The sequence below is a fragment of the Streptomyces mutomycini genome (assembly GCF_001700505.1).
Taxonomy (GTDB): Bacteria; Actinomycetota; Actinomycetes; order Streptomycetales; family Streptomycetaceae; genus Streptomyces; species Streptomyces mutomycini.
This window is the reverse complement of record NZ_MAPV01000120.1, coordinates 20,041-29,638: the sequence shown is the minus strand read 5'-3', so window position 1 is coordinate 29,638 and position 9,598 is coordinate 20,041. Positions and strand designations below refer to the sequence as shown.

1 protein-coding gene is annotated in these 9,598 nt (G+C 74.8%); it reads right to left on the bottom strand.

What is annotated here, in order from left to right:
• On the bottom strand, nt 1-9,597 hold a 9,597-nt coding region (locus BFF76_RS18355; protein WP_065848646.1), incomplete at its 3' end, for a non-ribosomal peptide synthetase.
• Nucleotide 9,598 lies beyond the last annotated feature (1 nt).

The following is a 9,598-nucleotide window of genomic DNA, read 5'->3' as shown; positions in this document are numbered from 1 at the left end:
CCGTGCCCGTACGGGCACGGTGTTGGCCAGCAGTCCGATGATCTCCTCGACACCTTCCAGCTCCGGTGGGCGGCAGGCGACCATGGCGCCGAAGGCGACGTCCGTCCGGCCCGAGCGCCGGGCGAGCAGTACCGCCCACGCGCCCTGCACAAGGGTGTTGCGGGTCATTCCGCGCCGGGCGGCGAGGCGGGTCAGGCCGGCCACCAGGTCCGCGTCGAACTCGATGACCTGGGGTTCCTGCCAGGCCGGGCCGGGGTCACCGGTGTGCAGGTGGTCGCCCTCCGGCAGGCCGTCGAGTTCGGCCGCCCAGGCGGTGAGGTCGGGCTCGTGGTCGGCGCACCAGTCCAGGTACCCGGTGAACGGCACGGGGGCGGGCAGGCCGGGAGCGGTGCCAGTGACCCGGGCCGTGTACAGGGCGAACAGTTCGGTGAGGATTCGCGGGGCGGACCAGCCGTCGGAGAGCACGTGATGGCTGGTCAGGACGAGGTCGGCGCGGTCGGGGCCGCGCCGGATCACGGTCAGCCGGAGCAGGGGTCCCCGTGCGAGGTCGAAGGGCTCGGCCAGGTCGGCGGCGAGCACCTCGTCGGCCGGTCCGTCGGACACGCGGAAGCCGGGACGGGGCGATGCGGGGATCACTGCCAGGGATGCGGGGAACAGGGCGCCGAGGTTCGGGTGGCGGTCCAGCAGGTCGGCGCCCGCGGCGCGCAGGGCGTCGGTGTCGAGCGGACCTTCGAGGGAGAAGGCCGACTGGACCGTGTAAGGGTCGGGGCGCTCGGCACGCGAGTGACGCAGCATCACCTCCTGCAGGGGGGTGAGCGGCTGTACCGCGGCGACGGGGTGGCCGGGGCCGAGCGCGCTGATCTCCGGGGCGGCCGCGGTGCGCAGGAGCGCGGTCCGAAGGTGTCCGGCCAGGTCCTCGATCCCGGCGGTGGTGAACAGCGCGGACGGCCATGTGATCCGGACGCCGAGCAGGTCGTCGCGTACGAGGGCGTTGACCATCAGGCTGTGCGGCAGGGGCATCGTGCCGGAGCCGCCCGAGCCGAGCGGGTCGGCGTCCGGGGGTGCCTGCCACGGCGTCTCCTGCGCGGGGGCGCCGGGGTACCGTCCGAGGTAGTTCCAGGCGACCTCCGGTTCCACGGGGTCCAGCAGGCCCGCCGTGGTGAGGATGCCGTGGCCGAGGCCGTCACCCTGGGCGCGCAGCCGCTCCCCGGCCGCCCTGACGTCGTCGTCGGCGTCGAGCAGGACGGGGTGGACGGCGGTGAACCAGCCGACGGTCTGGGACAGGTCGACGTGGCGGGGGCGGCCGTGGCTCTCCAGCGCGACGAGGAGTCGCTGCGTCCCGCGCCAGTCCCGTACGGCCCGGGCGAGCGCCGTCAGCAGGACGGCGTCCGGGGTGGTGCGGTGGGCGGCGGGCAGGGTCGTGACGAGGGCGCGGGTCGAGTCGGCGTCGAGCCGGATCTCGTGGTGAGCCGCGGTGGCGACGGTGTCCCGGGCGGGGTCGAGCGGGCGGGCGAGCCGCTCGGTGGCCACCGTCCGCCGCCAGTGGGGCAGTTCGGCGCTCCGGTCGGCTTCGCGCAGGGTGCGGGCCCAGCCGAGGAACGACTGGCCGTGCCGGACCGGCGCTCCGCCGGCGAAGGCGTGTTGCAGGTCGTCCAGCAGGATCCGCCAGGACACGCCGTCGACGACCAGGTGGTGGGCGATCAGGACGAGCCGGCCCGGCCGTTCGGGCCCGGCGTCCACCCACAGTGCGCGCAGCAGCGGTCCGGTACGCGGGTCCATGGACTCCCGGGCGGCCGCGGTCCCGGCGTCGGCCGCGGCCCGCAGGCCGTCCGTGGCCGCTACGCGGGTCAGAACGTCGGCTCCGGTCACCGCACCGGCCGGCGGGATGCGCAGGACGTCGCCGGCCAGGTGGGACCGCAGGACGTCGTGGCGGGCCAGGAGGGCGTCGAGCACGGCCTGCCAGGCACTCTCGTCGCCGCCGGGCGGCACGCAGATCTCCACCCACTGGCAGAACTGGTCGGCGGCGGCGCCGGCGCGGCGCAGCAGGTCCCGCATGACGGGGGTCAGGGGGGCGTCGCCGACGGCGGGTGCCTCGCCGCCGTCGAGGGAGCGGGCGCGGGCCGCCGTCCCGGCGACCGTCTCGCCTTCGAAGACGTCCTTGGCGGTCAGGCCGAGCCCTTGGCGTCGGGCCCGCGACACGACTTGCAGGGACACGATGCTGTCTCCGCCGATGGAGAAGAAGTCGTCGTCGAGTCCGATGTCGTCGGTGCCGAGGACGTCCCGGAACACGCCGAGCAGGACCGCCTCGGCCTCGGTGGCGGGTTCACGCCGTGCGGTGGCCAGGGTCTCGGGGGCGGGCAGTGCGGCGGTGTCGAGCTTGCCGCCGGGGCCCAGGGGAAGCCGGTCGAGCGGTACGAGGGCGGTCGGCACCATGTGGTCGGGCAGTTCCCCGGCGAGGTACTCGCGCAGCCCCGCGGTGTCGGGGGCCGAGCCGTCGGTCGGGATGACGTAGCCGACGAGCCTGCCCTCCCGCATGATCACGGCGCAGGCGCGTACGTCGGGATGGGTGGTCAGGGTGGTCTCGATCTCGCCCAGTTCGACCCGGAAGCCGCGGATCTTGACCTGGTGGTCGGCGCGGCCGAGGAACACCAGCTGGCCGTCCGGCCTCCAGCGGACCAGGTCGCCGGTGCGGTAGATCCGCTCCCCCGGCGGACCGAACGGGTCGGCCACGAACGTGGAGGAGGTCAGGCCCGGGCGGCCGAGGTAGCCGCGCGCCAGGCTGGGTCCGCCGAGGTACAGCTCGCCCGTCACGCCGACCCCTGCCGGCTGGAGCCCGCCGTCGAGGACGTAGGCGCGTACGTCGGGGTCCGGGCGGCCGATGGGCAGCGGTCCGGTGTCCTCGGGGTCGTAGCGCCAGGTCGTGGAGTTGATGGTGACCTCGGTCGGCCCGTAGGCGTTGAAGAGGGCCCTGCGGCCGTCGCCCCAGCGCCGCGCCAGTTCGGGGTCGAGGCGTTCGGCTCCGACGACGAAGAACACGTCGGGGTCGACGGTGCGGTCGTCGGGCATGGCTGCCAGGAAGGAGGGCAGCAGGTTCACCCCTGTCACCCGGTGGCGGGTGATGTAGTCGAGGAGTTCGTCGCCCGGGACACGTACCTCGTCCGGCGCGATGACGGACGTTCCGCCGGAGAGCAGCGGCACCATGGTCTGCCAGAACGCGACGTCGAAGCCGGTCGACGCGAAGTGCAGGTAGCGGTCGTGCTCGGTGACGCCGACGACCTCCTCCTGGAGGGCGATCAGGTCGGGCACACCCCGGTGGGTGACGCCGACGCCCTTGGGGCGGCCGGTGGTTCCGGACGTGTAGATGACGTAGGCGAGCGCGTCGTCGGTGAGTGCGGCGCGGGCCTCGGCCGGGTCGGTGTCGGGGACGGAGGCGAGCGTGGCGGGGTCGTCCAGCCGCAGTACGGGGATGTCCCGTGCGCCGGGCAGGTCGGCGCCGGTCGTCACGGCGGCGGCCGGAGCGATGTCGTCGAACATGTAGGCGAGCCGCTCGCGCGGGTAGCTCGTGTCCATCGGGACGTACACCGCGCCCGCCTTGGCGATGCCGAAGAGCGCCACGGTCATCTCGATGTCGCGTCCGAGCAGGACCACCACCGGGTCCTGGGGCCGTACTCCGCGTGCGATCAGCGCATGGGCGAGCCGGTTGGCCTGCCGGTCGAGTTCGGCGTAGCAGAGGCTGCGGTCGCGGCACACCAGGGCCTCGGCGCCGGGCTTGCGTGCCACCCAGGCGGCGAATTCGTCCAGCCAGTGGCCGCGGGCCCGGGCGGCGGCGATCCCGGTGCCGGTACGCAGCATCCGCTCCCGCTCCTCGGCGTCGAGAGCGGGCAGCCGGACCGCGGGCCGTGCCGGGTCGTCGACGATCTCCGTAAGGAGGTTGCGCAGCCAGCGGCCGTAGTCGCGCACGGCCGACTCGCTGAAGGCGCGCGGCTGGTAGCCGAGTCCGATGGTGATCTCGTCGTCGGGGATCACGATGACGGTGAGCGCGTAGTGCGTGGCGTCGGTGATGTCCACCCCCGCCAGGTCGAGTCCGGGGGCGAGCGGGGTGCGCTTGCGGCTGGACAGCGGGAAGTTCTCCATCACGAGCATCGTGTCGAAGAGATCACCGACGCCCACCGCCCGCTGGATCGCTGGCAGCCCGACGTGGTGGTGCTCGGCCAGGGCGACGCTCTCGGCGTGCACCTGTGCCATGAGGTCGCGCGCGGTACGGTCGCGCGTGTGCCGGACGCGTACCGGGATCGTGGTGCCGAGCTGGCCGATCATCGCCTCCACCCCGTCGACCTCGGCGGGCCGCCCGGAGACCGGGCAGCCGAAGACGACGTCGAGACGGCCGGTCAGCCTGCCCAGCAGCAGCCCCCACGCGGCCTGGAGGACCGTGGTCAGGGTGACGCCCTCGGCGCGTGCGAACGCGCGGAGCCGGTCGCTGAACTCGCGGCCCAGGCCTACGGTCTCGCGGCCCGGCCGCTCGATCGCGGTCACGGTGCTCGCGGGCGCCAGCCGGGTCGGCTCGTCGACGCCCGCAAGGGCCTCCCGCCAGGCGGTGAGCGAGGCCTGGTGGTCCCGGCCCGCCAGCCACCGGAAGTACTCCGACAGGGGTGGTGCCGTGGGGGCGGCGGGCCCGCCGCCCAGTTCGGCGTAGACGGCCAGCAGGGTACGGCCGACCAGGGGCATCGACCAGCCGTCCAGCAGGGCGTGGTGGTTGGTGATCACCAGCTTGTGCTCGGCGGGTCCGACCCGGGAGAGCAGGAAGCGGATCAGTGGGGGCCGGCTCGGGTCGAAGGGGCGCTCGAGGTCGGCGCGTGCCGCTTCGGGGAAGCGGTCGTCCGCCCGCCAGTCGAGGGAGACGTCGGCGGGGACCACCTGGACCACCTCGTCACCTGCTGTGCCCAGGTGGACACGCAGGGCGGGGTGGCGGCGCAGCAGTTCGCGGGCGGCCTCGGCCATCCGGCCGGGGTCCAGCTCGCCGACGAGGGTGGTGACGGCCTGGACGACGTAGACGTCGGTCTCCTGGTCGTCCCGGACCAGCGTGTGGAAGGACAGCCCGACCTGGAGGGGGGTGGCGGGCAGTACGTCGGCGATGCGGCCGGTGCGTTCGAGGGCGTCGATGGCGCTCTGGTCGAGGCCGACGTGCGGGAGGTCGGACGGGGTGAGGCCGCCGTCGGTGTGGAGCGCGTGTGCGGCCAGCGCCTCCAGTGCGGCGGCCCAGGCCGTCTGGAGCCCGGCCACCGCATCGGCGCCGAGCACCCGGGTCGCGGCGGTCCACTCGACGGCGAGCCGTGGCGCGGCCTCCTCGTGGACGAAGCAGTTGAGGGCGAGCACCTGCTCCAGGGCCTTGGCGTCGGGCTCGGTCACCGAGAAGGCGTCGCGTTCGGGCAGTTGCCATCCGGTCGCGGGCAACGGGGCGAAACGGCCCAGGTAGTTGAGCAGGACGTCCGGGGCCGGGGTGGCGGACAGTTCGGGTCCGGCCTCGGGGTCGAGGTGGCGCAGCACGCCGTATCCGACGCCGCCGTCGGGGATGCCGCGCCGGGCCTCCTTGGCGGCACGCAGGACCCGCCCGACGTCGCCGGAGTCGCCGGAGCCCGCGGCGGGGACGCGTACCGGGTACTCGCTGGTGAACCAGCCGACCGTACGGGACAGATCGAGGTGTTCTCGTCCGTGGCCCTCCATCGAGACGGTCACCGCGTCGGTGCTGAGGTCCTGGGCGCGCAGGGTGAGGACGAGTGCGGCCAGCAGTACGTCGTCCGTCGCGGCGCGGTACGCCTCGGGCAGGGTGGTCAGCAGCGCCTCGGTGACCTCGGGCGAAGCCACGGTGACCGAACGGTGGGCGGTGGAGGCGGTGTCACGTGCCGGGTCCAGGGGCCTGGCGCCGAGCCGGGTGGCGGAGGCGAGCGCGGTCCGCCAGTGGCCGAGTTCGCCCCGTCGCGCGCCGGAGGTGCCCTGGCCGGCGAGCAGCAGGGCGTGACGGCGCCAGGACGCCCCGACCGGGGCGGGGGTGCCGCCGGTGCAGGCCGTGTGCAGGTCGGGGAGGAGGACGCGCCAGGACACGCCGTCCACGGCGAGGTGGTGCACGACGACGACGAGCCGGTCCGGTGTGCCGTCGGCGGTACGGAGCAGGGCGGCGCGCAGCAATTCGCCCGCCCTAGGGTCGAGTTCATTCGCCAGCCGCCCGGCCAGCGCGGTCGTGTCCTCGCCGTGGACCTCGTCGACGACGGCCCGCACCGCGCCGCGGGGCAGCACCTCCAGGCCGTCGTGGCCGACGCGGAGGCGCAGTGCGTCGTGGTGGTCGAGCACGGTCCGCACACCGGCGGCCAGGCGGTCGAGGGAGAGAGGGTCGATCCGCAGGGCGGTCCACTGCGCGTATCCGGCGACGGTGTCCACGTCCGGGTGGGGGTCGAGCAGGCCGCGCACGATGGGCGGCGCGGGTACGGGCCCGGCCGGCTCGTCGACCGGCTCGGGCGCGTCCTCCAGCAGTTCGGCGGAGGCGGCCAGGGCGGCGAAGCTGCGGCGTGCCAGCAGGTCGCGCGGGCGCAGGCCGAGGCCCACGGCCCGCAGCCTGCTGCTGATGGTGATCGCGGTGATGCTGTCGCCGCCGAGGGCGAAGAAGTCGTCGTCCACACCGACCCGTTCGACTTCGAACGCCTCGGCGAGGACGGCGCAGAGCAGCCGCTCGCGTTCGGTGCCGGGCTCCCGGCCGCCGCCGGGCGTCGCGGGTGCGGGCAGGGCGGCGCGGTCGAGTTTGCCGTTGGTGGTGACCGGCAGTCCGGCCAGCACCACCACCGCCGCGGGCACCAGGTGGTCGGGCAGCCGCCCGGCGAGGTGGGTGCGTACGTCGTCGCCGGTGACGGAGGTGGACACGACGTAGCCGACCAGCCGGGACGAGCGCACGGCGGCCGCCGCGGCCGTCACCCCGGGTACCGCGGCGAGGGCCGCCTCGACCTCGCCGGTCTCGACACGGTGCCCCCGGATCTTGACCTGCCCGTCGCCGCGGCCCGCGTAGGCGAGTCCGCGGCCGGGCACCCAGCTCGCCAGGTCGCCGGTGCGGTACATCCGCTCGCCCGGCGGGCCGAAGGGGTCGGCGACGAAGCGGTCGGCGGTGGCGCCCGGCCTGCCGAGGTAGCCGCGGGCAAGGTGAGGTCCGGCCAGGTACAGCTCGCCGGTCGTACCGTGCGGGACCGGCTGAAGGGCACTGTCGAGCACGTAGCTCCGGGTGCCGGCGAGCGGGTGGCCGATCGTCGGCGTGCCGTCGTCGATCCGGGCGGTGGTGGCGTCGACGGTCGCCTCGGTGGGCCCGTACATGTTGCGCGCGGTGGTCCCCGACGCGGCGACCCGCTGCCACAGGGCGGGCGGGGTGGCCTCCCCGCCGAGGACCAGCAGGGTGGGCCGCAGGTCCAGCAGGCCGCCCTCGACCAGCGGTGAGGCCATCGACGGGGTGGTGTCCACGATGTCGATGCCGTCGCGGGCGTACGCGGCGAGCAGGGCATCGGCGTCGCGGACGGTCTCGGCGTCGTAGACGTGCAGTTCGTGCCCGCACAGCAGCCAGATCAGGTGGTCGAACGCGGAGTCGAAGGCGAACGAGTAGGTGTGGGCGGCACGCAGCGGCCGGCCCGCGGCCTGTTCGGCCTCGGCGACCACGGTGTGCCTCTGGTGGTGCAGCAGCGCGGCCAGGCCGCCGGTCCGGCCGAGTACGCCCTTGGGGCGGCCGGTCGAACCGGAGGTGTGGATCACGTAGGCGAGGTGTCCGGGGTGCCGGGGCGCGGCGAGTTCGGCGGCCCTCAGCGGTGCGCCGGAGTGGCCGGTGGCTTCACCGAGCAGGGTTTCCCAGGGCAGGCCGTCGACCTCGCCGTCGGTGACCACAAGGGCGGGGCGGGTGTCGTCGATCAGCTCGCGCAGCCTTTCGGGCGGGTAGGCGGCGTCCAGCGGCAGGAAGGCCGCGCCCGCGTCCAGCACGGCCAGCAGGGCGACCACCGAGTCGGCGGAGCGCGGCAGCGCGAGCGCGACGATGTCGTCGGGGCCGATCCCCCGGGCCCGCAGGGCGCGGGCCAGGCGGTGCACCCGGCCCGCCAGCTCTCCGGCGCTCAGCCGTTCCCCGCCGCACACCAGGGCCGTACGCGCGGGTCCGGCGGCGGCCATCGCGTCGAACGCGGTGGGCACGTCCACCGGTTCGCCGGGCAGCGCGGGCGGGCACCATGCCTCCATCATCCGGTCCGGGTCGGCGTTCAAGGCGATCCGTCCGACGGCCCGGCCGTCGACGAGCGCGGCCAGCAGGGTGCGCAGCCCGGACAGCAGGCCCTCGACCGTGGCCCTGTCGTTGGTCCGCGCGTCGACCTCGAAGCCGAGCAGCAGCCCGCCGTCCCGGGTCGGCAGGACGCTGAGGCCCATGTCCTCGGGCGGCCCGCCCGCGACGTTGCGCATCACGCCGGCGGACCCGGCGAAGTCGATGGCAAGGTCGAAGGCCTTGAGGTTGATGCCGCGTCCGTGCAGCAGGGCGCCGGCGCCGGGGACCCCGAGGTCCTTCGGGAGGTCCTCGCCCCGGTACCGCTGGTGTTCGCGCATCTCGCGCATGGCGGCGGCCACCCGCCGGGTCAGCTCGCCGAGACGGTCGCCGCCGCGCACGGTGACCCGCAGCGGCAGCACGTTGACCGCCATGGAGGGGGTGCGCAGCTCGGTCGAGCCGGCCCGGCACATCAGGGGCAGCGCGAACACCACGTCGGTGCGGGCGAGCACGCGGTGAAGGAAGGCGGCGTATCCGGCGATCAGCGCCTCGCCCCAGGTGACGCCCTCGGCGTCGGCGAAGGCCTTCAGCCGGTCCGTCTCCGTCGGGGTGAGTGCGGTGCGGGCGGTCAGGGTGCTGTCGGGCGCCCCCGCGGTGCCGGGGTCGTCGGTGGAGCCGAGTTCGGGCAGCGGGGTGAACCGCTCGACCCAGTACGCGCGGTCCTCGGCGAACCGGTCGCTGTCCCGGTACGCCTGGTCGGCGGCGACGAGGGCGGCGAAGGAGCCGAAGGCCGCCCCGGCCGGCTCGGTCCCCCGTACCAGGGCGGTGTAGCGGGCGCCGGTGCGGCGGGCGAGCATCGCGGCGGTGTACCCGTCGAAGACCAGGTGGTGGCCGAGCTGGGTGTACCAGACCTCGTCGTCGGAAAGCCGGATGACGGTGCGTGTGCAGAGCGGCCGGTCCACCATCCCCCGGCACGCCTCGCCGGCCCGTGCCCGTTCGGCGTCGACGAGTGCCTGGGCGGCGGCGGCCGGGTCGGGCGCTCCGCTGACGTCGAGCACCTCGGGAAGCGGGACCGGTTCCTCGCTGACCGCCTGGCGTGGCCCCTGCGGAGTGTCGAACACGCGCAGCCGCAGCGTCTCGGCCTCCTGCGTGGTGGCCCGGACCGCCTCGGCCAGGGCGTCGGCGTCGACCGGACCGCCACCGGATATCTCGACGACGTCGCCGACCACGTAGTAGGGCGAGTCCGGCTCCATGCGCTGAGCGTTCCAGATGCCCAACTGGGCGCGGGTGAGCGCGAGGAGACCGTCCGGGGACACGCGTGCGGTGCTCAAC